The organism is Gemmatimonadaceae bacterium, assembly GCA_019637355.1.
In the GTDB taxonomy this organism is placed as follows: Bacteria; Gemmatimonadota; Gemmatimonadetes; order Gemmatimonadales; family Gemmatimonadaceae; genus Pseudogemmatithrix.
Genome location: JAHBVT010000001.1, coordinates 2,367,300 through 2,390,347, shown reverse-complemented (window position 1 = coordinate 2,390,347; position 23,048 = coordinate 2,367,300). Strand labels below are relative to the sequence as shown.

General features: G+C 69.0%; 23 protein-coding genes and 6 tRNA genes. 13 read left to right on the top strand and 16 right to left on the bottom strand.

All coding sequences use genetic code 11. The features are described from left to right. Window positions 1-173: 173 nt before the first annotated feature. From KF689_11015 to KF689_11005, 3 genes are all read right to left on the bottom strand, one after another. Complete coding sequence (locus KF689_11015) at window positions 174-329, bottom strand: hypothetical protein (GenBank protein ID MBX3133896.1); 156 nt, start codon at window positions 327-329, stop codon at window positions 174-176. Window positions 330-536: 207 nt separating this feature from the next. Continuing rightward, window positions 537-1,316: a hypothetical protein gene (locus tag KF689_11010; protein MBX3133895.1), complete on the bottom strand. Its 780-nt coding sequence runs from the start codon at window positions 1,314-1,316 to the stop codon at window positions 537-539. After that, window positions 1,316-2,176, bottom strand: a complete 861-nt coding sequence (locus tag KF689_11005) for a cation transporter (protein ID MBX3133894.1) — start codon at window positions 2,174-2,176, stop codon at window positions 1,316-1,318. The genes KF689_11010 and KF689_11005 overlap by 1 nt, the downstream gene beginning before the upstream one ends. A gap of 17 nt (window positions 2,177-2,193) precedes the next feature. Here KF689_11005 and KF689_11000 point away from each other — a divergent pair, with 17 nt between their 5' ends. Then, window positions 2,194-2,979, top strand: coding sequence for a hypothetical protein (locus KF689_11000; GenBank protein ID MBX3133893.1), 786 nt, complete (start codon window positions 2,194-2,196; stop codon window positions 2,977-2,979). A gap of 71 nt (window positions 2,980-3,050) precedes the next feature. Here KF689_11000 and KF689_10995 read toward each other — a convergent pair whose 3' ends face one another. After that, window positions 3,051-4,226, bottom strand: coding sequence for a class I SAM-dependent rRNA methyltransferase (locus KF689_10995; GenBank protein MBX3133892.1), 1,176 nt, complete (start codon window positions 4,224-4,226; stop codon window positions 3,051-3,053). A 53-nt stretch (window positions 4,227-4,279) separates the two neighbouring features. On the opposite strand from KF689_10995, the gene aroH reads away from it, so the two are divergent. Then, window positions 4,280-4,666 (top strand): chorismate mutase, encoded by a 387-nt coding sequence (gene aroH / locus KF689_10990; GenBank protein MBX3133891.1) that lies wholly within the window; start codon window positions 4,280-4,282, stop codon window positions 4,664-4,666. Window positions 4,667-4,672: 6 nt separating this feature from the next. Here the strand turns inward: aroH and mltG are convergent, their stop codons facing one another. The 4 genes from mltG to KF689_10970 form a co-directional block, all read right to left on the bottom strand. Then, window positions 4,673-5,755, bottom strand: coding sequence for an endolytic transglycosylase MltG (gene mltG, locus KF689_10985; protein ID MBX3133890.1), 1,083 nt, complete (start codon window positions 5,753-5,755; stop codon window positions 4,673-4,675). Continuing rightward, complete coding sequence (gene ruvX / locus KF689_10980; protein MBX3133889.1) at window positions 5,748-6,191, bottom strand: Holliday junction resolvase RuvX; 444 nt, start codon at window positions 6,189-6,191, stop codon at window positions 5,748-5,750. Before ruvX ends, mltG begins: the two co-directional genes overlap by 8 nt. Next, the gene (gene rho / locus KF689_10975) at window positions 6,188-7,444 is read right to left on the bottom strand and encodes a transcription termination factor Rho (protein ID MBX3133888.1); all 1,257 of its coding nucleotides are present in this window, start codon (window positions 7,442-7,444) and stop codon (window positions 6,188-6,190) included. Before rho ends, ruvX begins: the two co-directional genes overlap by 4 nt. Before the next feature lie 96 nt (window positions 7,445-7,540). After that, window positions 7,541-7,614: transfer RNA gene (locus KF689_10970), tRNA-Arg, on the bottom strand. 167 nt (window positions 7,615-7,781) lie between these two features. Between KF689_10970 and KF689_10965 the strand changes: the two genes are divergently transcribed. Together KF689_10965 and KF689_10960 are read left to right on the top strand one after the other, a co-directional pair. Continuing rightward, a complete protein-coding gene (locus KF689_10965) occupies window positions 7,782-9,029 on the top strand; it encodes a FecR domain-containing protein (protein ID MBX3133887.1) in 1,248 nt (415 codons plus the stop codon). Next, complete coding sequence (locus KF689_10960) at window positions 9,026-9,589, top strand: DsrE family protein (protein MBX3133886.1); 564 nt, start codon at window positions 9,026-9,028, stop codon at window positions 9,587-9,589. The genes KF689_10965 and KF689_10960 overlap by 4 nt, the downstream gene beginning before the upstream one ends. Before the next feature lie 71 nt (window positions 9,590-9,660). Here KF689_10960 and KF689_10955 read toward each other — a convergent pair. The 6 genes from KF689_10955 to KF689_10930 all read right to left on the bottom strand — a co-directional run bounded on the left by KF689_10955 (window position 9,661) and on the right by KF689_10930 (window position 11,965). Beyond that, window positions 9,661-9,734 (bottom strand) — tRNA-Pro (locus KF689_10955). A gap of 52 nt (window positions 9,735-9,786) precedes the next feature. Next, window positions 9,787-9,860, bottom strand: a tRNA-Arg gene (locus KF689_10950). A 164-nt stretch (window positions 9,861-10,024) separates the two neighbouring features. Beyond that, window positions 10,025-11,563 carry a tetratricopeptide repeat protein gene (locus KF689_10945; protein MBX3133885.1) on the bottom strand — a complete coding sequence of 513 codons (1,539 nt, stop codon included), beginning with the start codon at window positions 11,561-11,563 and terminating at the stop codon, window positions 10,025-10,027. Between the two features lie 72 nt (window positions 11,564-11,635). Next, window positions 11,636-11,709, bottom strand: a tRNA-Val gene (locus KF689_10940). A 75-nt stretch (window positions 11,710-11,784) separates the two neighbouring features. Continuing rightward, a tRNA-Gly gene (locus KF689_10935) sits at window positions 11,785-11,857 on the bottom strand. A gap of 35 nt (window positions 11,858-11,892) precedes the next feature. Next, window positions 11,893-11,965: transfer RNA gene (locus tag KF689_10930), tRNA-Ala, on the bottom strand. Between the two features lie 176 nt (window positions 11,966-12,141). Here KF689_10930 and KF689_10925 point away from each other — a divergent pair. From KF689_10925 to KF689_10885, 9 genes are all read left to right on the top strand, one after another. Then, window positions 12,142-13,032 carry an RNA polymerase sigma factor RpoD/SigA gene (locus KF689_10925; protein ID MBX3133884.1) on the top strand — a complete coding sequence of 297 codons (891 nt, stop codon included), beginning with the start codon at window positions 12,142-12,144 and terminating at the stop codon, window positions 13,030-13,032. Between the two features lie 152 nt (window positions 13,033-13,184). Then, on the top strand, window positions 13,185-13,943 hold the full coding sequence (locus KF689_10920; protein MBX3133883.1) for an ATP-binding cassette domain-containing protein: 759 nt from the start codon (window positions 13,185-13,187) through the stop codon (window positions 13,941-13,943). Next, entirely contained in the window at window positions 13,940-14,413 is a 474-nt protein-coding gene (locus KF689_10915; GenBank protein ID MBX3133882.1) for an NUDIX domain-containing protein, read from the top strand. The genes KF689_10920 and KF689_10915 overlap by 4 nt, the downstream gene beginning before the upstream one ends. Window positions 14,414-14,416: 3 nt before the next feature. After that, complete coding sequence (locus KF689_10910; GenBank protein MBX3133881.1) at window positions 14,417-15,226, top strand: helix-turn-helix domain-containing protein; 810 nt, start codon at window positions 14,417-14,419, stop codon at window positions 15,224-15,226. 523 nt (window positions 15,227-15,749) lie between these two features. Continuing rightward, window positions 15,750-17,315 carry a F0F1 ATP synthase subunit alpha gene (gene atpA / locus KF689_10905; protein ID MBX3133880.1) on the top strand — a complete coding sequence of 522 codons (1,566 nt, stop codon included), beginning with the start codon at window positions 15,750-15,752 and terminating at the stop codon, window positions 17,313-17,315. A 76-nt stretch (window positions 17,316-17,391) separates the two neighbouring features. Further along, window positions 17,392-18,255, top strand: coding sequence for an ATP synthase F1 subunit gamma (atpG, locus tag KF689_10900; GenBank protein ID MBX3133879.1), 864 nt, complete (start codon window positions 17,392-17,394; stop codon window positions 18,253-18,255). A gap of 5 nt (window positions 18,256-18,260) precedes the next feature. Further along, on the top strand, window positions 18,261-19,691 hold the full coding sequence (gene atpD, locus KF689_10895) for a F0F1 ATP synthase subunit beta (GenBank protein MBX3133878.1): 1,431 nt from the start codon (window positions 18,261-18,263) through the stop codon (window positions 19,689-19,691). Continuing rightward, entirely contained in the window at window positions 19,691-19,933 is a 243-nt protein-coding gene (locus tag KF689_10890; GenBank protein MBX3133877.1) for a F0F1 ATP synthase subunit epsilon, read from the top strand. Before atpD ends, KF689_10890 begins: the two co-directional genes overlap by 1 nt. A 139-nt stretch (window positions 19,934-20,072) precedes the next feature. Then, window positions 20,073-20,759, top strand: a complete 687-nt coding sequence (locus KF689_10885; protein MBX3133876.1) for a hypothetical protein — start codon at window positions 20,073-20,075, stop codon at window positions 20,757-20,759. Here the strand turns inward: KF689_10885 and KF689_10880 are convergent. Continuing rightward, window positions 20,756-22,039 carry a hypothetical protein gene (locus tag KF689_10880; protein MBX3133875.1) on the bottom strand — a complete coding sequence of 428 codons (1,284 nt, stop codon included), beginning with the start codon at window positions 22,037-22,039 and terminating at the stop codon, window positions 20,756-20,758. The two genes, KF689_10885 and KF689_10880, sit on opposite strands and share 4 nt — an antisense overlap. A 14-nt stretch (window positions 22,040-22,053) precedes the next feature. After that, window positions 22,054-22,728, bottom strand: coding sequence for a thioredoxin domain-containing protein (locus KF689_10875; GenBank protein ID MBX3133874.1), 675 nt, complete (start codon window positions 22,726-22,728; stop codon window positions 22,054-22,056). Window positions 22,729-23,048: the final 320 nt, after the last annotated feature.

Sequence of the window (23,048 nt, the reverse complement as noted above, 5' to 3'; positions counted from 1 at the left end):
CACCAAGAAGAAGGCCGCGAAGAAGAAGTAAGCTGGCCAGCTTCACACACACGGGGATCGTCGCTTGCGGCGGTCCCCGTGTGCTTTTCCAGACGGATGACGGATGCCAAATGGGGGCGCCGAGCTTCGCTCAGCGCCCCCATCAAGCGTCCGTCATCCGTCTTCCGTCGAGTCTACGCCGCCTCGACCGAAGCCGGCTCAGTGTCTTCCGGTACCGGCCCCCACACATACGCGCTGAACCGCGGCGTCGCTTCGTCGCGGCTGCCACGCGAGATGATGATCCCGACCGGTTCCTGCTCGAGTTCTGCCTGCATTGCGATATCCACCATTTGGCGTCCCCTCCCTATGGGGACAAAGTCATCTGCCGGGCGCCGCCCCTCGGCGCGCCTTCATATGGTAGACGTCGCAGGAATAATGCCAGTTTCCTGTCAGGGCAAAGTGTTATGTCATAACGGGTTACACGTCACCACGCGCGTTCACGTCGAGGCGGTGTCGCAGAACGACACTCGCTGCAACCCCGCGTCCGTGTCGCTCCGCTACGCGACCTGCTTCTTCGCGACGAAGGTCGTCGTCGCCCCGGGTTCCGGTACCAGCTTGATCTCCCAGCCGTCGTAGCGGGTCCGCAGTTCTTCCTCGCTCAGCACCGCCTGGCCCGCGACCAGCGTCTCGATCAAGTGCACGCCGCCGTCCGTCGTGGCGCGCTGCAGGATCTCGATGACGCGCTCCCGCTCAAAGGCCGAGAGCCCGGCGAAGGCCGCCGGCGTGCACACGACCGCCGCCAACGGACCGTCGGGCGTGAAGCTCACCAGGTCCGCGACAAAGCCACGCAGCTTCTCCGTCAGTCCCGCATCCTTGGCCGACTGCAGCACCTTGTTCACCACCGCCACCTCGCTCTCCACGGCCGTCACCTCGCAGCCATTGGCGGCCAGGTACAGCGCCGAGCCTTCGATGCGCGGGCCGGCCACCAGCACCGCAGCGGCCGCCGTGTGCGGCGGGATGGCCTGCTTGAGCGGCGTGTCGGGACGAAGGCCCCAGTGTTCCGGCTTCCGCAGCTCATTGGCGTTCTTGAGCAGGCGTCGCCGCCAGGTGTCGTACGTCGGCAGGCGCAGCCGCTTGGCGATGATGCGGTCCACCTCGTCCGCGAGCATCACGTCACGCATCCCGATCTGCGCACCGCCCCCAAGCGCCACGTCTGCCTCGGCCGCGATGCTGTACAGAAAGTCGCGCGAGACGGAGTTCTTGTAGTCCTCGATCTCGCGCTCGACGAAATCCTGATACTCGGCGCGGAGCGAACGGGGCGACGTGCGCGACGCCATCAGCTCGGCTCCACGTGCACCAGGACGTCCGCAGCCCCACCCAGCGCGGCCCGCACCGACTCCTCGACCCGGTCCGCCACCGCGTGCCCATCGGAGACGCGCACGTCGCCGGCGACGGCGACCGTGACTTCGGCGAAGACCAGTCCGGAGCTGGTCGTGCGGCTCCGCACCGAGCGGCAGTCGAGCACGCCGTCCACGCGTCGGGTCGCGGCAGCGATCCGCTCGGCGTCCGCCCCGCGCTCGTCGACGAGCACGGGCACCGTGACGCGCAGGATGAGCCAGCCGCTTCGGGCGATCATTCCGGCCACGCCGACCGCCAGCAGCGGGTCCGCCCACGACATCCCCGCCCGCGCCGCAAGCATCGATGCCACCGCCAGCGCCGTCACGAACAAGTCGCCGGTCGTGTGCGCCGCATCGGCCGCGAGGATGGGTGACTTCAAGCGGCGCGCTTCACGCCGTTCGTAGGCCACGACCACGAGGTTGATGACGGCGGTCGAGGCCAGCAGCAGGACTTCGCCGCCGGATGGTGCGATGGGTGCCGGCGCGCCCAGCCAGCGACTGATCGCGCCACGCAGCAACTCGTAGCAGGAGATCGACAGGAACACGACGATGCCCAGCGCGCCCATCGTCTCGAACTTGTCGTGCCCGTAGGGGTGGTCGTCGTCGGGGCCGCGCGCGGCCAGCGCGACCACGACCATCGCGACGACGTTGTTGGCCGCGTCCAGGAAGCTCTCGAACGCCGCACCGAGCACCGTGAGGTTGCCCGTGCGCAGCGCCACCACCACCTTCACGGCCACGACGACGAGATTCAGCGCGAGGATCACGCCGAGCGTGCGCTGGATCTGCGTCGTGCGCGTCATCCCTGAACATTGGTAGAATGCCTGAGCTGCCGGAAGTCGAGTACGCCCTGCGCCGCCTCCGCCGTGCCGCGCAGGGGCGCCAGATCCTCCGCCTTCGCGCCCATCATCCCTCCCAGCGCCGCACCGTGACGGCACCGGTCTCGGCGGCCGTCGCCGGCGCGTTCATCGCCGGCGTCGAGCGCCGCGGCAAGTTCCAATTCCTGCACCTCGGCGACGGCGCGCTGCTCGTGGTGCATTTCCGGCTGGACGGCGACTGGGTGCTGGACCGCGCCAACACCGCGCTCCCGCCGCACGCCCGCGTCTCGCTGGAACTCGCGGGCGGCCGCCGCGCCGTCCTCGTGGACCCGCGCGCCCTCTGCACCCTCACCTATCACCCGGCCGGCGAGCACCCCGAGCTTGGGCTCGGTCCGGACGCCGAGGACCCTGCGCTGACCCCGACGGCACTTCGCGCCCGGCTGGCGCGCAAGCGCGGGCCGATCAAGCAGGCGCTGCTCGACCAGTCGGTGCTGGCCGGCGTCGGCAACATCTACGCCGCCGAGGCGCTGTGGCGCGCCCGCATCTCGCCGCGCGCCGTCGCCTCGTCGCTGTCGGCGGAGCGCGTCCAGCGGCTGCTCGCGGGTCTCCGCGCGGCGCTCGCCGACGGCCACGTCAACGCCGGGCGCTACCATCGCGGCGAACGGGCGATCCCGTTCAAGGTCTACGACCGCGAAGGCGACGCCTGCGGTCGTTGCGGACAGGCGCTGCGCCGCATCACGCAGTCGGGGCGCAGCACCTACTTCTGCGCCCGCTGCCAGCCGCGCTGAACCTCGCGCGCGCCGGCGCGTCGCCGGCGCGTCGCCGGCGCGTCGCCGGCGCGTCGCCGGCTAGTCGCCGGCTAGTCGCCAGCTTCGAGCAGCGCGCCCCTGAGGTACCCCGTCTCGGGAATCGTCAGGACCTCGGGATGGTCGACGGGCTGCCCCGTGACCGCGCGCAGGATCATCCGCCGCCCCGCGTGCGCGGCCGCCTCCTTGAGCATCGCCAGGAACTCGGGCTTGGCCACGTGATACGAGCAGCTCGCCGTGTAGAGCAGGCCGCCCGGCGCCAGCAGGCGCATCGCCCGCAGGTTGATGTCGCGGTAGCCACGCAGCGCCCCGGCGATCGACGCGCGGTTCTTTGCGAACGCCGGAGGGTCCAGCACGATGGTGTCGTAGCGCGCGCCACGCTTCTCCTCCTCGCGCAGGAAGTCGAACGCATCGGCTTCCACCGGCGTGATGTTCGTCAGGCCGTTCAGCGCGGCATTGTCCGCGACGCGCGCCAGCGCCGCCGCCGAGGCATCGACTGCCCGCACGCGCTCGGCCCGTCGGGCCAGGTGCAGCGCGAACGACCCGTGGTAGCTGAACACGTCGAGCGCCTGGCCGTGCGCCACGCCGCCGATCAACACCCGCGCTTCGCGCTGGTCGAGGAAGGCGCCGGTCTTCTGCCCGCTGTGCGGCGCGGCGAGGTAGCGCACGCCGTGTTCGCGCACCTCGAGCGTCTCGGGTACGGTGCCGAGCAGCGGCTCCACGCCCTTCGCCAACCCCTCGCGTGTGCGCACGCTGGCATCGTTGCGCGCGAGGATGCCCTCGGCGGCCGTCAGCTCGGCCAGCGCCGCGACGATGGGCTCGCGAAAGGCCTCGAGGCCGGACGACAGCAACTGCAGCACCAGCCAGCGGTCGTAGCGGTCCACGACCAGCGAGGGCAGGCCGTCGCCTTCGCCGTGGACCAATCGGCAGGCGTTGGTGTCGGCGTCGAGGATGCCGTCGCGCCGGGCGATGGCCGCCGCCAACCGCCCGCGCCACCAAGCCGCGTCGAGCGACTCGTCGGCGCGTCGGCTCACGAAGCGCAGCGAGATCTCCGAAGCCGGGCTCCACAGCGCCGTGCCCAGCGCGCGCCCCTGCGGGTCGCGCACGCTGACCGCGCCGGCGGCGGACTCCGGCGCCGCCATCACGTCGGAGCGGAAGATCCACGGGTGTCCGCCCTGCCAGCGCCGGGCGCCTCGGGCGGAGATGGTCGCGAGCGGGGGCGTCGGCATCCGCGCAATCTACGGACGATGGACAGCCCGTGCGCCGGCGCACATCTTCGGGAATGCGGAACACCCAGCGTCCCCGCAGCGTGCGGGCCGTGCGCGGCGCCATCACCGTCACGGCCGACGAGCCCGCGCTCATCCGCGAGGCCGTCACCGAGCTCCTCGAGGCCCTCCTCAACGACAACGACCTCGCGCCGAACGACCTCATCTCGGCCGTCTTTACCGCGACGCCCGACCTCGTGAGCGAGTTCCCGGCGCACGCGGCGCGGCTTTTTGGCTGGACGGACATCCCCTTGCTCTGCGCCCAGGAGTTGCCGGTGCACGGCGCGCTTGCGCGCTGCATCCGCGTGATGGTGCACGCCGAGACGCGCCTGGCGCGTCACGAGATCCGGCACGTGTATCTGCGCGACGCCATCTTGCTACGCGCCGATCTGCTCGCGGATTGACGGCCCTCAGGGCTGTCGCTGGCGAATCGAGTCGTAGGTCGCGCGGGGCACGCCCGCCGCCGACAGCGCCGAATCCACCGCGGCTTGCGCCGCACGTCGGCGCCGTTCCAACGAGTCGGCACGCGCCACGCTGCGCACGTACTCGATGGCCCGCAGGTGTTCGGCGTAGGTGTTCCGGAACTCGTGGTGGCCGTCCGGGTGCGCCACGAAGTAGCGGTACGTGACGTCCGCCGGATACAGCGCCGCGGTGATGCTCGCGCCCCCGGGACTGGCGATGGGGCCCGGCGGCAGGCCGGTGCGTCGGTACGTGTTGTACGGCGAGTCCACGCGCAGGTCGCGGTACAGCACGCGGCCCGGCCGCCGCCGACCCAGTGCGTATTGCACCGTCGGGTCGGCCTGCAGCATCTGCCCGATCTTCAGGCGGTTGTGGTACACCGCCGAGACGGTGGGGCGTTCGTGGCCGCGCCGCACTTCCTTCTCGATGATGCTCGCCAGCGTCACGACTTGGTGCCGCGTCATCTTGATCTCCGCGGCCCGTGCCGTGTGCGCCGGCGTCCACTCCCGCTCAAAACGCTTCAGCATCAGGTCCACCGCCTGGCGGGCGGTCGCGCCATCAGGGAAGTCGTAGGTGTCCGGAAACAGGTAGCCCTCGAGGGAGCGCATCCCGCGCGGCAGCCCGATCCGTCGATGGAAGGCCGTGTCGGCCAGCGCCCGCTGCACCGAATCTTCCGGCAGCGTCAGCGCCTTCGCGATCGCCGGCACGATGTCCCATAGCGTCGAACCCTCCGGGACCGTCACCCGGTGCACGATGCCCTTGCCCTGTTCCAGCGCCGTGAGGATCTCGTCCCAGCTCGCGCCTTCGCGGATGATGTAGCGGCCGTAGCGGATGCTGCGGTCGCGCTTGGCGAGTCGCGCGTAGTAGCGGAACAGCGACGGGGATCGCACCAGCCCGTGCACCGCGAGCGACTCGGCGGCCTCGCGGAAGTTCGAGCCTTGGCGGATCGACACCGCGATGTTGTCCTGCTCGCCGTTTCCGCAGGCGGCGGTGGCGAGCAGGACGCCAAGGGACAGCACGAGGCGTCTACGCATCGCGCAGCTCCATCGTGCGCAGCGCGTGCTGCAGCAGCACCGAGGCGGCGAGCGCGTCCACGTCGCCCTTCCGGTCCCGCGTCGAGCCTTCCATCGCCTGCACGGCACGCAACGCCGCCGCCGTGGTGAAGCGCTCGTCCACCAGCTCCGCCGGCAATCCGGTGCGCGTGGAGAGTTCCTGCGCGAGGCGCCGGGCCTCGGCGGCGCGCGGCGTGTCCTCGCCCTGCTGGTCCAGGGGCAGGCCCACCACGAAGCCCTCGGCCTCGAGCTCCTGCGCGCGCGCGAGCAGCGCCGTCAGCGGCGGTCGCTTGCCGGCCCGGCGCTCCAGATGCCCCGCCGGGGACGCGATCATCCCGGACGGGTCGCTCACCGCGAGCCCGATCCGCCGATCGCCGAGGTCGATCGCCAACCATCGCCGCCGCCAGGTCGTCGTCATCCGCCCTCGGCCATTCGCTGGAAGAACTCCTCGTTGCTCTGCGTCGTCGCCAGCTTGCGCAGCAGGAACTGGATCGCGTCCTCCGGCGGCATATCACCCAGGAAGTGCCGCAGCAGGTAGATGCGGTTCCGCTCCTTGTCGCTGAGCAGCAGCTCTTCCTTGCGCGTGCCCGACTTGTTGATCTCGATCGCCGGGTAGATGCGGCGATTGGCGATGTCGCGGTCGAGCACGATCTCCTGGTTGCCCGTGCCCTTGAACTCCTCGAAGATCACCTCGTCCATCCGCGAGCCCGTGTTCACCAGGGCCGTCGCGACGATGGTCAGCGAGCCGCCGCCGTCGATGCGCCGCGCCGCGCCGAAGAATCGCTTGGGTTTCTCCATCGCCTTGGCGTCCACGCCGCCCGAGAGGATCTTGCCGCTCATCGGCGTCACGGCGTTGTGCGCACGCGCCAGCCGCGTGATCGAGTCGAGCAGGATCACCACGTCCTTGCCGCGTTCCACCAGCCGCTTGGCCTTCTCGATGACCATCTCGGCCACCTGCACGTGGCGCTTCGGGAGCTCGTCGAAGGTGCTGGCGACGACTTCCGCCGACGGCACCGTCGCGATGAAGTCCGTGACTTCCTCCGGCCGCTCGTCGATCAGCAGCACGATCAGCACGATCTCCGGATGGTTCTCGGCGATGGCGTTGGCCATCCGCTGGAGCATCAGCGTCTTGCCGGCGCGCGGCGGTGCCACGATGAGCCCGCGCTGGCCCTTGCCAAGCGGCGCAATCAGGTCCGTGACGCGCATCGACAGGCCGCCGGCCTTCGATTCCAACCGGATCCGCTGGTCGGGGTAGCGCGGACGCAGCGCGTCGAAGGCAACGCGATCCATCAGCCGCGCCGGATCTTCGCCGTTGACGGACTCTACCTGCAGCAGCGCGAGAAACTTCTCCCAGGGCTTCGCCGGGCGCACCGCCCCGCGCACCACGTCGCCCGTCTTGATTCCGAAGCGCTTCACCTGTGCCGCGGACACGTACACGTCGTCGGGGCCGGCGAGGTAACTGTGCTCCGCTTGGCGCAGGTAGCCGTTCCCGCCTTGCACCAGCTCGAAGGTTCCCTCGGCAATCAGCGTTTCGCCCTTGGCGAGCAAGCCACGTTCGACGCGGAGCAGCAGCTCGCCGTGCGTCAGGGTAGGCGGAGCCTCGAGCTGCAGTTCCTCGGCGAGGGCGCGCAGGTCGGCCTCGGACTGGCGGCGAAGGGACGCGATTTCCACGCGGGGACTGTAGGGGAGGGGGCGGTCGTGGGCGGCGCCGGCCCGCGGACGTTGGGCGGGGAGGGGAAGGGGCGCGACCGAGGGGAGTACGACGAATGCGCAAGGCGGGATTCGAACCCACGACCTCTGCCTCCGGAGGGCAGCGCTCTATCCAGCTGAGCTACTCGCGCAGTCGAGGAAAGATATCGCACTCCCCCCCGTCCAGGGTAGGAGGCCCCGTCCATTCGCGTCCCCGGGCGGGGGTGCGAATCGAACGCGCGCGCGGTATAGTTGCGGCAGTTCGGTAACCATCGCGCATCCCGCGCACGTATTTCCCCGACCCCGACGAGGACCGCTGATGTCGTCCACTTTCGCGCCGATCGATCCGGCCACCATCTCCGCACTCAATGCCGGCGGCGAACGCGCGCTCGAGCAGATCTTCCGCGACCACTACGACTGGATCCTCGAGCGGGCGCTGGAGCGCCTCAAGGGCGAGAACGCCGCCGCGCCGCGGATGATCGCCGCGACGGTCCGCGAGCTCTGGGAGGAGCGCGACGGCTTCCACAGCAGCGCCGAGATCGAGGCCTTCTTCAACGAGGAGCTGCGCCACCGCGCCCGCGCCATCCGCGCCCGGATGACGGCTGTGCACCGCTTCGAGAAGGCCGAGGGCGTGCACACGCCGCCCGCCCACGAGACCCCCACTGCCGACAAGATCTGGGCTGAAGTCGCCGCCGAGCTGCATCGGCCGCAGGTGGACCCGGCCACGGCCGCCAAGCGCCGGCGCGAGCACCGCTCGCACGAAGTCGCCGAGCACATCCAGACCGTCACCCAGCGCGCCGCGTGGAAGACTCCCGTCATCATCGCCGCCGTCGCCGTCGTCGTGGCGCTCGCCGGCGCGATGTGGTTCGGACAGAAGTCGCGCGCCGAAGTCATTGACCAGCTCCTCGGCTCGGCCGACGCACGGCAGGTCAACACCCGCGCCGGCCAGCTCGGCTCCGTTACGCTCGCCGACAACTCCGAGGCGCGCCTCGCACCGGAGACGCGGCTCGTCATCGTCGACCGCTTCGGGTCCAACTACCGTACGCTCACCGTCGCCGGATCCGCCACCTTCACGGTCACGCCGGGTAACGCCAACGACTTCGAGGCGCGCCTCGGTGACGTCTCCGTCTTCGCCAACGGCGGCCGCTTTACGGTGCGCGACTACGGCGACGAGACGCTACGCTTCGTCCGCGCCGACGAGGGCGACATCCGCGTCGCCGCAGGCAAGACGGAGCGCCGCGTGCGGGCCGGTGAGAGCGTGACCATCGACCGCAGCGGCGCCATCGCCGACGGCGATGCCGACGTCGTCGGTCGTGAGCTCTCTTGGACCGATGACCGGCTCATTCTCCGCAACGTGACGGCGGCCGAGGCCGTCGCACGCCTGTGGCGTTGGTATGGCCTCGACGTGACGCTCACCGACTCCGTGGCCGGCGCGCGCAGCCTGTCGATCGACGTGCCGCTCGGTGCGTCGCAGGCCGCGCTCGCGGCCATCGAGGGCGGCGCGCAGGTCCGCTTCCAGTGGGTGGACGGCAAGATGACGCTGCAGCCGGTGCGGGCCCGCCGGTGAGGCCGCGCTTCTTGCTGGCGCTGGGCACCCTGCTCGCGTGCGCGGCCTCGCCGCTCGCGGCGCAGGGGCGCGCGCCCGCGAACACCACGCCCAACGGGCCAATCATCTCCAGCGGCGGGATGTCGGCCCAGGTGCCCGACGCGAACTTCCCCATCCCTGATGGGCACGTCTTCAAGGTGATGTGGGAGATCAACCTGCAGGGTGATTCCTCGCAGGCCAACCAGCAGATCGGCACCATCGCACGCTTCTACAACCTCCACGGCCGGCACGGCATCCCGCTCGGGCGTTTGCACGCGGCCGCCGTCGTGCACGGTACGGGCTGGATGGCGCTGCTGACGGACGAGGCCTATCAGCGCCGGTACGGTCGTCCGAATCCCAGCAAGGCCTTGGTCGAGGAGCTGATCTCCAAGGGAGCGCGCTTCGCCGTCTGTGGCCAGACGGCGGCGTTCCGCGGCGTACAGCGCGAGGAGTTGCTGCCCGGCGTGCAGCTCGCCATCTCCGCGATGACGGCGCTCAACGTGTTCTACGCCGAGGGGTATCGCCTGCAGCCCTGGCGCTGACCACAGGGCAGGAAGGAATGCACAAAGGGCCGCCCCGGAATTCGAGGCGGCCCTTTGCGTGATGTACTCAGTCGGGGCGAGAGGATTTGAACCTCCGACCTCCTGCTCCCGAAGCAGGCGCTCTACCGGGCTAAGCTACGCCCCGATCTATCGGTAAAGACTTCTTGCGACTTCCGTCTTTCGTCATCCGTCTTCAATGCGCCCGGAGAGACTCGAACTCCCAACCTTCTGATCCGTAGTCAGATGCTCTATCCAATTGAGCTACGAGCGCATCCTGCTCCTCGCGCCCGAATGGTCCGGTGCTCCGAGGGAATCCGAAAGATAGTTGCCCCTTGTGAGGGCGTCAACGCGGCGGAGCGTCGCAAGACGGCCAGAACGGCGAAGGGGCGGGGAGCCAAACTCGGCCGCCCGCCCCTCCTTCCGTCTTCGGTCTGCTTACTTGAGCACGTACCGCCAGGCCACGATCCCCGGCGCCGTCGCCTCGAGCTCGAAGCCAGCCGTCGCGTTCGGCGCGATCGACTCGGTCGTCACGGACTTCGTCTCGACCGCCTCGCCCGCGAGGTTCAGGAACGACACCTCGACCGTGTAGGCCTTGGCCGCCTGACCGCGATTCTCGATCGTGCCGTTGAGCTTGGCTCCCGCCTCGCGGCGCTCGAAACCGATGACCTGCAGCTTGAGGCCGAGCGCGGCTTCCTGTGCGCCGAGCTGATCCGCTTCGCGGTTGTGCGCGGTAATCTCCCGCTGGATGGTCGCACGGGCCTGCGCGTTGCGCTCAGCGCGGAGGCGCTCGTTCGCCACGGTCGCGCGGTTGCGCACCACGATCGACTTCAGGATGTAGTTGTCGCCGTTCGCCGGGTCGATCTCGAGCAGCTTCTCGAGCATCGGGACGGCCTCCTCGTGCCGCCCGCCGTCGATCAGCAGATAGGCCAGGAAGTAGTTCGCGTCACGGGCGTTCGGGTTCTTCTTGATCGTCTCGCCGTAGAGCGTGATGGCGTCGTCGGCGCGGCCCGTCATTCGGGCCACCTCGCCGCCGATGAGCAGCGCCAGGTCGGCGTACTCCGCCGCGCTCGACTTCAGCCCGTCGAGGCCCATCGCGATGAGCGCCGAGTCCTGCAGCATCATCGCGATGTCGAGGCCCACCGAGATGAGCATCGGGGACTCCTCGTGCGCCGGCGTTTCCTGCGCGAGCGTCAGGAAGCTGCGCGACGCGCGTGTGAGTGCCGCCTTCTGCTGCGCTTGGTCGGGCAGTCCGCTGCCCCATTCCTGCAACTGCGCGGCCTGCTGCATTCGCAGTTGGCGCCGCGTATCGGCCATCGCCGTGTCCGTCGCCGCCGCCGCGATCGCCGTGTCGAGCAGCGCGATTCCCGCCTCCTGCTGTCCGCGCTGCAGGGCGATCTGCGCCAGCACGTTGAACAGGTACGGCGAGCTGCGGTCCAGTCGGCGCGCCTGCGCGGCGTAGTGCGAGGCCGAATCCAGCTCGCTGGCCTGGAAGTACCGATAGGCCGCACCGATGCGGTCGCTCCACGGCTTGGACTGGCGCCAGCGCGTCGTCTCGTCGGCGCAGCCCGGGTGCGCCTCCTCGATCATCGTGAAGATCGAGTCGGCGGCGCCGACCAAGTCCACCATCGTGTTGCGGTCACGGCCGAAGTTCAGGTCCGCGAGGGACATCAAGGCCGGCGTCTCGTCCCGGTGCAGCCAGACGATGTACAGCTGCGCCTTGAGGAACGCCTGCCCCATCGGGTTGCCGGTGAAGCGGCGGTCGTCGGAGAGTTGGCGGGCGGCGTCGCGCAGGGAGCGCGGCGTGCCGTCTCCGGCCGGGTCGCCGGCGGCGCGCTGGATCAGGAGATTGGCCTGGAACAGTTGGGCCGGCTGGGCGAGGTCCACGGCGCACTCGGCGTCTTGCGCTGAGAGTGCCGCGGGGAGCGCCACCGTGAGGGCGGCGGCCAGTGCCGGAAGTCGAAGCGTGGTCAGCATCGGTCGCGGGCTGGAGGGGGTGGTCCTGCTGGTCGGAGAAACAAACGCCCCACGAGTGACCTCGCGGGGCGATGGGCGGTACAAGACTCGAACTTGTGACCTCCACGATGTCAACGTGGCGCTCTAACCAACTGAGCTAACCGCCCCCTGCTACCCAACGCCCCGTTGAACGTTCCGGGCCCGTCAGGCGTTGACCATCAGCCGCCGATACTTGGCGGCAGAGCGGGAAACGGGACTCGAACCCGCGACCCCAACCTTGGCAAGGTTGTGCTCTACCAACTGAGCTATTCCCGCGTGTATCCACACCGCCCGGTCCCTTGGGTCGGCAGTGGAGGCGAGGGGAATCGAACCCCTGACCTCTTGAATGCCATTCAAGCGCTCTCCCAACTGAGCTACGCCCCCGAACAAGCCACGCCCCGTGTTCCGGACGTGTCTTACAGGAACCGAGGAAGCTATCTGAGAGTATATGACTGGTCAAGGCGCGCGACTGGCGTCCCGACCGCGAACGCTTATCTTAGGGCTCGCTCCAACCCCCCGAATTTCGCTGGGTCGCCTCGCGACCCCAGGATTGCATAGCAATGGCCACCGAAGTCAAGAAGCGGAAGCGCCGCACCGCCCCCGCCGGGATCGCTCCCAGCGAGCCGGAGCGCGACATCCTCGACCAGTACCTCTACGAAGTCTCCACCTACCCGCTGCTCAAGGGCAACGAGGAGATCGAGGTCGCGCGCAAGATCCGCGCGGGTGACCAGGACGCCCTCCAGGAGCTCGTGAAGCGCAACCTGCGCTTCGTCATCTCCGTCGCGAAGAAATACCAGAACCGCGGCCTGCCCCTCATCGACCTCATCGGGGAGGGCAACGTCGGCCTGCTGACGGCCGCCCGCAAGTTCGATCCCGACCAGGGCGTGAAGTTCATCTCCTACGCCGTCTGGTGGATCCGCCAGGCCATCCTGAGCTCGCTGGCCCGCCAGGGCCGCACCGTGCGCGTGCCGCTGAATCGCACCGCCGATCTCTCGCGCATCATCAAGGCCTCCGAAATCCTCCGGCAGAAGCTCCGCCGCGAGCCCACTCCGGAAGAGCTCTCGCAGGTCACCGGCCTTTCCGTCGACGTCGTGCAGTCCCTCGCCGCGCTCAACACCGGCGACGTCCGCCTCGACGCCCCGATGGATCCCGACGGCGACCGCTCGCTCATCGAGCGCTTCGTAGCCGACGAGATGCCCGACACCGAGGAAGAGGCGATGAACCGCTTCCTCAACGACGAGATCGAGCACGCCCTCAACACGCTGCCCCCGCGCGACGCCAAGGTCCTGCGCCTGTATTTCGGCCTCGAAGGGGGCCGCGAGCACACGCTCGAGGAGATCGGCTCGATGCTCGGCGTCACGCGCGAACGCGTGCGCCAACTGCGCGACCGGGCGCTGAAGCGCCTCCGTGAAGGAGATGTCGGGCGGGCGCTGGGGAGCTTCGCGGCGTAAGTCGCGGACGGATGACGGAGGACCGATGCTGAGGGGGGCGGCCTACCGGTCGCCCCCTCAGATTTTTGTGACCTGTGATTGATGCGGCGCGCCTCGTACCACGCCATATTCCGACCAAGCATCCGTCATCCGTCATCCGTCCTGTCGCCGAAATGATCGTCTTCGAAAACCTCCACAAAGCCTTCGGCGACAACCGCGTCCTCCGCGGCTTCTCGCTCGAAGTCAATGAAGGCGAGACGATGGTCATCATCGGCTTCTCGGGGACCGGAAAGTCGGTCGCCATCAAGCACATCGTCGGCCTGCTCGAGCCCGACGAAGGCCGAGTCATCGTCGACGGCGTGGACCCGCAGACGCTCTCGCGTCAGGACCTGTATGCCCTGCGCGGCAAGATCGGGTACGTGTTCCAGTTCGCGGCGCTCTTCGATTCGCTGTCCATCTACGACAACGTCGCGATGGGGCTGCGCAAGCAAGGCCAACTGACCGAGGCGCAGATCAAGGACCGCGTGCACGAGTCGCTGGACCTGGTCGACCTCGACGACGACGTGGCCCTCCGCCTGCCGTCCGAACTCTCCGGCGGGATGCGCAAGCGCGTCGGCATCGCGCGTTCCGTCGCCCTCCGGCCGAAGTACCTCCTCTACGACGAACCCACCACCGGACTCGATCCGGTGACCAGTGCCGTCATCGACGCCCTGATGATCCGGATGCAGCAGCAGCTCGGCGTCACCGGCATCGTCATCACGCACGATATGCGCTCGGCGTACACCGTGGGCACGCGGATCGCGATGCTCTACGAGGGTCAGGTCCGGCAGGTCGGCACCGTCGAGGAGATCAAGGCGACCACCGACCCGGTTGTGCGCCAATTCATCGAGGGGCGCGCGGAACTCGAGCCGCAGGCCGGTCTGGTCCGGTGACCCGGAAGAAGAAGCCGCGCGAGGAAGTCTCGGCAGGCGGCATCGTCTTCCGCCGCGACGGCGAGCGCACCTTCTACCTGCTCATCCGCGATCCCTACCGCAACTGGGGCTTCCCCAAAGGGCATCTCGAAGCAGGCGAGGAACCCGCCGCCGCCGCGTTGCGCGAGGTCGCGGAGGAGACCGGCATCGGCGACGTTGCCATCCACTCGGCGGTCGAGACCATCGACTGGACCTTCCGCTTCCGTGGGCGGAAGATTCACAAGACTTGCCACTTCTTCCTGATGGAGACGAGCCAGCGGCGCACGGCGCCGCAGTCCGCCGAAGGCATCACCGCCTGTCGCTGGGCCACGTATGACCAGGCGACCAAGATGATCGCCTACGACAACGCGCGCGCCGTGCTCGAGTTGGCGCACGCGATGCTGCAGGACGCCGAGGCGTCCAGCGTCGCCAGCGCCGCACGCGCGAGCTGAGCGATGCCTGAACGCCTGCTCGGTCCGCTCGCGGCCCCGCATTTCGTCGTCTGCGGCGCGCGGGACCGGACCAAGGAAGCCCTCCGCCGCGCCCTGCCGCGGCGCCGGGCGCGCGTCACCTTCGCGCGCGCCTCGAGCGACCTCCTCGATACGCTGCGCACCGCGCTCGTCGACGGCGTCGTCGTGGACCTCGGGCAGCCGAATGACGAGACCTGGGCGGCGGCGGCGCTCGCGCGCGAGTTTCCCAGCATCCCGTTCTTCGCTTACGGCGGCCTGCGGCCCGCCGAGCTGCCGCTGCTGGCGCGGGCAACGACGCTGGAGTTTGCCGACTGCATTGCCGAGGGGGTGGAGGACGACCTCGCCCGGGACCTGATGGCGCCGGCCACGTTCACCGTGCGCTTCGCGACGGCGTTGCGCGGGGCGGAGGGACGACTCGGTCTCGAGACGCCGCTGCAGCACGAGGCCTGGACCTACATCGTCGCGCAGGGTGGGCGCACCGTGCGCACCGACGCCATCGCCGCGGCGGTGGGCCTTACGCGCGAGCATCTCAGCCGCCGCTTCGCGTCCGACGGCGCACCCAATCTCAAGCGCGTGATCGACCTCGTGCGGTTGCTGGCCGCGGCCGAGCTGGCCAAGAACCCCGGCTATGACCTTCCGGACGTTGCGCGCGTGCTGGGTTTCGCGAGCGCATCGCACCTCAGCGGCAGCTGCCAGCGCCTCGTCGGCGTGAAGAGCACCTCGCTCGCGCGCCTGCGGCCACTCGACCTCATCGATCGCTTCGTGAAACAGGGACGGGGGCGTTCGCGGGGGTGACCCGAGAGGCGGTTCACCACAGAGAACACAGAGCACAGCAACAGCGGTTCAACGCAGAGACGCAGAGGACGCGGAGAACTGCCCACTGCTTGAGAACCGAAAGGGCAACTGCAGGGCTCAACAGGAACAAATGCCACAACAACTGCCACTGCATTAAGGATTGGGGGGTCCGCACCGATACTCCGGTGCGGACCCCCCCCCAAGTACTTGCGGTTGCAGCTCTTTGCGCCTCTCTGCGTCTCTGCGTTGAATAGCAGTTCGAAGTTCTCTGTGCCCTCTGTGGTGGATGCCGTTCCATTCACCCGCACCGAACCCATTGCCACGTAATAAGTTGCGTGTCGATGCAAGCGTGGCTCCGGACACCGACGCAGCAGCGTCCGCGCGCAGTTCCCCTAGTTGCATCGCACCCCAGATTGTGATTATTTTCACAAGCTGTACCAGAACACGCGCCGCATCACGAAACTGATCGCGCGCGCGCGACCTCCACATCGCTGCTTCTTCCACGCTCTTTTCCGCTATCGATATGGCTTCCCAGACGGCGCTGCGCCCGGGCGAGATCAAGGACATCCTCCTTCGCGAGATCGTGGCCGCTGACCTCAACACCCTCGATGTCGAAGAAGTCGGTTCCGTCCTCGAGGTAAAGGACGGCATCGCCCGCATCTACGGCCTTCAGAAGGCGATGGCCGGCGAGATGCTCGAGATCAAGTCCTCCGAGACCGCCGAGACCATCACGGCGCTCGCGCTGAACCTCGAAGAGGACAACATCGGCGCCGTCGTGCTCGGCGACTACCTCAAGCTCAAGGAAGGCGACGAGGTCCGTCGCACTGCCCGCGTGCTCGAGGTGCCGGTCGGGCCGGCGATGATCGGCCGCGTCGTCGATGCGCTCGGTCGTCCGATCGACGGCCAGGGTCCGATCGCCACCACGATGTCGCGCAAGGTGGAGTCCGAGGCCCCCGGCATCATCGTCCGCCAGCCGGTGGGCGAGCCGCTCCAGACCGGCCTCAAGGCCATCGACGCGATGATCCCGATCGGCCGCGGCCAGCGCGAGCTCATCATCGGTGACCGCGGCACGGGCAAGACGGCGATCGCGATCGATACGATCATCAACCAGAAGGGCACCGGCGTCATCTGCGTGTACGTCGCGATCGGCCAGAAGGCCTCGACCGTGGCGAGCGTCGTGGAGCGGCTGAAGGAAGCCGGCGCGATGGAGTACAGCATCGTCGTCGTCGCCTCCGCCTCCGACCCGGCTCCGATGCAGTACATCGCGCCGTACTCGGGCGTGGCGATGGCCGAATACTTTATGTACCACGAGGGGAAGGCCACGCTCGCGGTCTATGACGACCTCACCAAGCAGGCCGCCGCCTACCGCCAGCTCTCGCTGGTGCTCCGCCGCCCGCCGGGCCGCGAAGCCTTCCCGGGCGACGTGTTCTACCTCCACAGCCGCCTGCTCGAGCGCGCCGCCAAGCTCTCGGCCGACCCCAAGATCATCGACAACAAGACGATCTTCGCCGCGGGCGGCTCGCTGACCGCGCTGCCGATCATCGAGACCCAGGCCGGCGACGTGTCGGCCTACATCCCGACGAACGTCATCTCGATCACCGACGGCCAGATCTTCCTTGAGTCCGACCTGTTCTTCGCGGGCGTGCGCCCCGCGATCAACGTCGGCATCTCGGTGTCGCGCGTCGGTGGCGCGGCGCAGACCAAGGCCGTGAAGTCCGTCGCCGGCCGCCTGCGCCTCGACCTGGCCCAGTACCGTGAACTCGAAGCCTTCTCGGCCTTCGCCTCCGACCTCGACGCCGCCACCAAGAAGCAGCTCGAGCGCGGCGCGCGCACGGTCGAAGTGCTCAAGCAGGGCCAGTACCAGCCGATGCCCTTCGAGTCCCAGGCGATGATCATCTACGCCGTGACCAACGGCTACATCGACGACGTCGACGTGGCCAAGGTCCGCGACTGGGAAGCCGGCTTCCACGCGTATATGAAGTCGCAGTTCCCGCAGGTCGGCGACGCCATCCGCAAGGACAAGGCGATCTCCAAGGAGACCGAGGCGGAGCTCAAGCGCGGCATCGAGCAGTACAAGGCATCGCGATAATGACGGATGACGGAGGACGGACGCTGACGGGCTCATCGCATCCGTCATCCGTCATCCGTCTCTTCACCGACCGATAATGGCCAAAGGCAGAGAACTCAAAGGTCGCATCAAGTCCGTCGAGAACACGCGCAAGATCACGCGCACGATGGAGATGGTGGCCACGTCCAAGATGAAGCGCGCCGTCGACCGCGTCGGCGCGGCGAAGCCGTACGCGCGCGCGCTCGGGGACGTCATCGCGTCGCTGTACTCGCCGGAGCTGGCGGAGCGCTTCCCGCTCCTGCGGCAGCCGGACCGCGTGCAGCGCGCCGCGCTCATCCTGCTCACGAGCAATCGCGGGCTGGCCGGCGCGTTCAACGCGAACCTCATCAAGGAAGCCCGCGCGACCTTGGCGAAGCTCGAGGCGCAGGGCATTGCCGTCGAGCTGCACGTCGTCGGCAAGAAGGGCCTCGGCTACTTCCGCTACATCGGCCGCGAAGTGGCCGTGCAGCGCACCGACATCACCGACCGCCCGACCGCGGCCGACGCCGCCTCGCTGGTGGATGGCCTGATGGCGCGCTTCGTGGCCGGTGAGCTCGATGCCGTCTATGTCGTCGGCTCGCGCTTCAACTCCGTCCTCTCCACGCCCCCGACCGCCGATCGCGTCCTGCCCGTGCAGCCGCCGGCCTCGACGGGCGCCCAGAAGGACTACCTGCTGTACCCCTCGGCCGAGGAGATCCTCACCGAGTTGCTCCCCTCGTACGTGCGCAATGCCGTGTACCGTGCGCTCGTCGAGACCGCGGCGGCCGAGCAGGCCGCCCGCCGCACGGCGATGAAGAACGCCACCGACAACGCCGGCGAGATGCTCACGCTGCTCCGCCGCACCTACAACCGCGCCCGCCAGGCGCAGATCACGCAGGAGATCGCCGAGATCGTCGGCGGTGCCGCTGCGCTCCAGGGCTGAACCCAATGACTACCGCTACCGCCGCCCCCACCGTGGGAAAGATCGTCCAGGTCATCGGACCCGTCATCGACGTCGAGTTCGAGAGCGAACAGCTCCCCGAGCTCTATAACGCCATCGAGATCAAGGCGACCACCGACGCCGGCCAAGACGTGCGCGTCGTCGCCGAGGTGCAGCAGCACATCGGCCGCAACCAGGTCCGCGCCGTCGCGATGAGCTCCACCGACGGCATCACGCGTGGGATGCCGGCGCGCGACACCGGCGCCTCGATCGCCGTGCCGGTCGGCGAGGCCGCGCTTGGCCGCATCCTCAACGTGCTCGGCGAGCCCGTCGATATGGGAGCCGACATCCCGGCGGCGGTCGAGCGCTGGCCGATCCACCGCAAGCGCCCCGACTTCGTGAACCTCGAGCCCAAGACCGAGATCTTCGAGACGGGCATCAAGGTCATCGACCTCATCGCCCCGTTCGTGAAGGGCGGGAAGATCGGGCTCTTCGGCGGTGCCGGCGTCGGCAAGACGGTCGTCATCCAGGAGCTCATCAACAACGTCGCCAAGGCGCACGGCGGCAAGTCCGTGTTCTGCGGCGTCGGTGAGCGCACGCGTGAAGGCAACGACCTCTACCTGGAGTTCAAGGAAGCGAACATCCTGGACAAGGTCGCGCTGATCTACGGCCAGATGAACGAGCCGCCGGGTGCGCGTCTGCGCGTCGGCCTCGCCGGCCTGACGGTCGCCGAGTACTTCCGCGACAAGGAAAAGGCGGACGTGCTCGTCTTCATCGACAACATCTTCCGCTTCACGCAGGCCGGCTCCGAAGTGTCGGCGCTGCTCGGCCGTATGCCGAGCGCCGTGGGTTACCAGCCGACGCTGGCCACCGAGATGGGCGAGCTGCAGGAGCGCATCACCTCCACGCGCGATGGCTCGATCACCTCGGTGCAGGCCATCTACGTCCCCGCCGACGACATCACCGACCCGGCGCCGGCCACGGCCTTCGCCCACCTCGACGCCACGGTCGTGCTTTCGCGCGCCATCACGGAACTCGGCATCTACCCCGCCGTGGACCCGCTGGCCTCGGGCTCGCGCATCCTCGATCCGCAGTTCGTCGGCGAGCGCCACTACAAGGCGGCCAACGCCGTGCAGCGCATCCTGCAGCGCTACAAGGAACTCCAGGACATCATCGCCATCCTCGGGATGGACGAGCTCAGCGAAGACGACAAGAAGATCGTCGGACGCGCCCGCCGCATCCAGCGCTTTATGTCGCAGCCCTTCGCGGTGGCCGAGCAGTTTACCGGCCGCCCGGGCAAGTTCGTCAAGCTCGAGGAGACCATCAGCTCGTTCGAGCGCCTGGTGTCCGGCGAGTTCGACCACCTGCCGGAGCAGGCGTTCTATATGGCCGGCGGCATCGACGACGTCGTCGAGAACGCCAAGGCGATGCAGGCCTGATGCTGACGATCTCGGTCATCAGTCCCGAGGCCACGCTCTTCGAGGGCAAGGCGCCGCAGCTCGTGGCGCCGGCCTTCGACGGCGAAGTGGGCATCCTCCCGGGCCACGCGCCGATGGTGACCACCCTCGGCCGCGGCGAGCTGCGCATCGGAGACGGCGCGCGCTTCGAGGTGGAGGGCGGGTTCCTCCAGGTCGTGGACGACGTCGTGCGCATCGTGACGGAGAAGGCCACCAAGCGCTGACGCCCTCGCGCGAGCGAGCGACGCAGATGGGCCCGCGGCGCCGTGCACCGGAGTCGCGGGCCCTTCGTGAAGTGGCGCGCCGCGGGATCGCTGCAGTCGATGGGATGGAACGAAACCCTCGCTGAGGGTTATGCGTCTAATGCACGACCGCCGGCGCCGCGGCGCCGCGACCTTTCACCCGCACAACCTGATGACACCGATGCGCAAGCTCACGCTCGCTCTCGCCCTGTTCCTCGCCCCGGCGGCTCTCGCCGCGCAGGCCGGCTTCACGCCCGCCTTCCAGCCCACGCGCGTCGCCGAGCGCGAGTATAACTTCGCCATCGCCGACTACGACGGCGGTACAGCCTTGGTGATGCAATGGCGCGAAGGGCTGGGCAACCCGAAGCTGCAGTTTACCGGCGAACTGGGTTTCGCCGACGGGGACGGCCCCGTGAACAACGACGGCGCCTTCATCATCGGCGGCTCGCTGCACTACCAGCTCAACCGTGCCAGCGCCGAGCTTCCCTTCGATATGGTCTTCGGCGCCGGCATCGGCGTGACCAGCGGCGACGGCTACAGCATTTTCCGGATTCCCGTCGGCGTGGCCATCGGCCATCGATTCCCGCTCGAAGGTGACTTTGCGATCACGCCCTTCGTCCATCCGCGCCTCGCCTTGGACCGCGTCTCGGCCGGCGGCGCGAGCGATACCGACGTCAACCTCGACATCGACATCGGTGGATCGTTCGAACTGAACAACCGGATGCAGATCCGTCTTGTGGCCACGCTCGGCAACGCCGACGCCGTGGGCATCGGCTTCGTCTGGACCCCGCAGGGCCTGCGGCGCTAGACGCCGAGCAGGCGCTCCACCAACGCCACGGAGCGCTCGGCGGCGCCGAGCCCCTGGCGCACGACGGACAACGCAGCATCACCGGCGCGCGCGCGCGTGTCCTCCTCGGTCAGGAGGATGCGCAGCGCGCGTAGCAATTCCGGCACGCCCCGCGCCGGCTCGCCGCCGCGGCTTTCGTAGAGCAGCCGCGCGTCGCGGCTCCCGTGGTAGCGCGGCCCGAACACGACCGGGCACCCGAAGGCTGCGGGTTCGAGTACCGAATGCAGGCCGGCGGCGTGGAATCCGCCGCCGACAAACGCCGCGTCGGCCAGCGCATAGAGGTCACCCAGGATCCCGACGCGATCGACCAGCACCACGTCGTCGTCGCCGGTGGCGGCGTCCACACGCGCGAGCCGCAGGCCGGACGCCGCGGCCCACTGCTCGATTGGCGCACAGTGCGCAGCGGTCGGCTCGTGCGGCGCGATGATCACGCGCGCCTCGGGCACGGCCACGCGCAACGCGCGCCACGCTGCCAGCAGCACCCGTTCATCAGCCGGCCAGGTCGATCCGGCCACGAGGGTCGGGCGCGTCGAGCGGAGCTGGCCCAGCGATCCCGAGTCCTGAGCCCGTGCCGCGGCGCGCGCGGCCACCTGGTCGTAGCGCGTGTCGCCAGTGACGACGATGCGTGAGGCCGGTACGCCGAGTTGCGTGAGCCGAGTCGCGTCTTCGTCGTCGATGGCACCCACCGCATCGAGCGCCGCGTAGGCGTCGCGCAGCAACGCCCGCGCCATCGGGCCGCGCCGTCCGGAGCGCTCGGCGAGCGTGGCCGAGATCATTCCGAGACGGATGCCGAGCGCGCGGGCACCGGCAGTGAGCACCGGCCAGAGGTCCAGCTTGGCGTACACCAGCGCCGTCGGACGCAGGGCCTCACAGAGTGCCGCCGCGTTGCCGGGCGTGTCGAAGGGCAGGTACGCCGTGAGGTCGGCCCCGACGCCGGCGGCGAAGCGCTCGGCGCTGGGAGAGAAGTGCGTGTAGACGACTTGGAGTTGCGGATGGCGCTCCCGCAGAAGCTGCAAGACCGGCTTGGCTTGCAGCCCCTCGCCGACTGACGGTGCGTGCATCCAGAGCAGCGGGCGCGCCGGATCGCGATGCTTCGCCGCCCAGGCGAGGAACGGCGCGGTGGCGTCGCGCCGGGCGCGCAACGAGCGGAGGAACTTCGAGTCGCCCGGCAGCGGGGCATAGGCGAGCCACGAGGCCGCGTGCATCCCCATCCGATATGGCCAGGCAAGCAGGGGATGCACGGCGCGGTCCGGAACTAGCGCTGGGCGGCTGCCGCGACTGCGGCGTTCAGCACGTCGCGGAAGACTTCGTAGGGTTGGGCGCCGACGATCACCTGCGGGCCGACGAGAAAGGTCGGCGTGGAGCCCACGCCGAGCCGCGTCACGCGTTGGACGTCGGCGTCGATGAGCGCGCGCGTGCCACCCTCCACGATGCAGCGTCGGAAGCGCGCCGCGTCGTCGACGAGGGGGACGGAGAGCGAGTCGAAGTACAGCACCGCGTCGCGGCGCGACTTCCACGCGTCTTGGGTCGCGAAGATCGCGTCGGCCACGGGCCAGAAGCGGCCCTGCTCGGCGGCGCACATCGCGGCCTCGTGCGCCGGCGGGGCGTTGCGGTGCGTGGAAATCGGCAGGTTGAGATAGGCGATGCGCACCTTGCCGCTGCGTACAAACTCCCGCTCGATGCGGGGTCCGGTCTCCTCGTGCCAGCGCTTGCAGAACGGGCACTGGAAGTCGGAAATGACCACGAGCCAGACGGGGGCGGACTCCTGACCGGCGATGCGGCCGAGGTCGGCGCGGGTCAGGCGATTGTCACGCGCGGTATCGGCTGCGACGGCTGCGGCCGAGGGGAGATCGTCGGTGGAGGCAGAGGCCGCATCGCAGCCGGCGAGGGTGAGGGCGGCGAGCGCCGGGAGGCAATGGGAAGCGCGCATACTATAAGGATAGTCCCCGCGGGTCCTTGGAGCGACCTGAAACGGGTTTGTGACGGGGCCAGCGGGAGCCGGGTAAGGGAGGGCATCGCCGCAGGAGGCGACGCGGAGAGCTTCGGCCTCTCTTTGGAGGGCAGTGTTGCGGGGTTGGAGATTGTGACTTGCGCCACCTGTGACACCCGCGTTACCCTAAGCGGTCGGTCTACCCCCTCTCAGGGGGCGAGTTCCTTTGTTCCCTGTGGTCTGTTGTACCTGCTTCTGCCCTAGGGCAGGACGCGATGTTGGTTCGGCGGCGCTGGCCCCGCTGGTGCCGCAAGCGTAGT